We start from the raw sequence: 1,580 nt of genomic DNA, 5'->3' as shown, positions 1-1,580 counted from the left end.
GGCGGCCTGGCCGGGGGCGCTGTCGGGGGCGAGGGCGGCGACGCCCCAGTCCGCGGCGACCTCAGCGGTGTGCTGCCCGGGCCGGGTGGGCGGACGGCGCAGCGCGCCGGGGGTGACGGAGAAGCGGGGCGCGGGGGCGGGCTGGGTGATGCCCTCGTGGGTGGTGTAGGTGGCGCGGGCGGCGAGGTGCGGGTGCTCGGCGGCCTGGCCGAGGGTCAGCACCGGGGCGACGCAGGCGTCGGTGCCTTCGAACCGGGCGGTCCACTCGGCCTGGGTGCGGGTGGCGAAGCGGTCGGCGATCAGCGTGCGCAGTTCGGGCCAGCGGGCGGGGTCGTACTGGGCGGGCGCGTCCGCGCCGAGCTCCAGCAGGGCGGCGAACTCGGCGTAGAACTGCGGTTCCAGCGCGCCGACGGCCATGTAGCGGTCGTCGGCGGTGCGGTAGGTGTCGTACCAGGGTGCGCCGCCGTCGAGCAGGTTGACGCCGCGGCGGTCGTGCCACTGGCCGGCCGCCAGCAGGCCCCAGAGGATCGAGGTGAGGTGGGCGGTGCCGTCGACGATGGCGGCGTCCACCACCTGGCCCCGGCCGGTGCGTTCGGCGTGGCGCAGTGCGGCGAGCAGCCCGATGACCAGGTAGAGCGAGCCGCCGGCGTAGTCGCCGAGCAGGTTGGCGGGGATGCCCGGGGGGCCGTCGGCGGGCCCGATCAGGCCGAGGGCGCCGGCGGTGGCGGTGTAGCCGATGTCGTGGCCGGCCCGGGCGGCGAGCGGGCCGTTCTGGCCCCAGCCGGTCATCCGCCCGTAGACCAGGGCGGGGTTGCGGGCGAGGCACGCCTCGGGGCCGACGCCGAGGCGTTCGGCGACGCCGGGGCGGTAGCCCTCGATCAGCAGGTCGGCGCGGGCGGCCAGGTCGAGGACGAGGCCGGGGCCGCCGGGGCTCTTGAGGTCGACCAGGACCGAGCGCTTGTTGCGGTTGGTGAGGTCGAAGGCCGGGTCGGGGCCGATCGGGGGCGGGCCGGGGCGGTCCACCCGGACCACGTCGGCGCCGAGGTCGCCGAGCAGCATGGCGGCGAACGGGCCGGGGCCGATCCCGGCCAGCTCCAGTACCCGCAGTCCGGCCAGCGGGCCGGGGGCGGTCGTCTCAGCCACTGATCGGCCTCCTGGCACTGCTCGGTGTCCCGGGTCCGGGCCGGTCCGCCCGGCCGGGGCGGCGGCGTACGGCCATGTTTGACAGTGAAGCTGTCACAGTCGTGATGATAGGCAGTTGACCCGCCGGTAACAAGGGTCGCACCCGGGCCCGCCCGCCCTCGTTGCGAACCGCCCCGGGCAGGCGGATTCTGGGGCTGAGGCTCCACCCACCGGAAGGTGACCGCCATGCACAACCACTGGACCGTCGACCTGGACTTCGACGAGGACGATGACCGCACCACCTGCACCGCAAAGCTCAGCGGTTTCAGCGCCCCCGGCGCCGTCGGCACCGGCTCGGCCCGCCGCAGCCCCGACGACACCCCCGACATGGCGGTCGGCGAGGAACTGGCCGCGGCCCGGGCCTGTTCGGACCTCGCGCACGCGCTGATCGACAAGGC

Annotated in this window: 2 protein-coding genes; one reads left to right on the top strand and one right to left on the bottom strand. The window is 75.9% G+C overall.

Features of this window, described 5'->3' with window-relative positions; translation table 11 throughout:
• The coding region (locus AA75_RS29890; protein WP_082526920.1) for a CaiB/BaiF CoA-transferase family protein at window positions 1-1,143 on the bottom strand (1,143 nt) is incomplete at its 3' end.
• Window positions 1,144-1,368: 225 nt separating this feature from the next.
• Between AA75_RS29890 and AA75_RS29885 the strand changes: the two genes are divergently transcribed.
• The coding region (locus tag AA75_RS29885; protein ID WP_033823423.1) for a dsRBD fold-containing protein at window positions 1,369-1,580 on the top strand (212 nt) is incomplete at its 3' end.

The organism is Kitasatospora sp. MBT63 (assembly GCF_000710465.2).
Classification (GTDB): domain Bacteria; phylum Actinomycetota; class Actinomycetes; order Streptomycetales; family Streptomycetaceae; genus Kitasatospora.
This window is presented reverse-complemented; position numbering and strand designations above follow the sequence as displayed.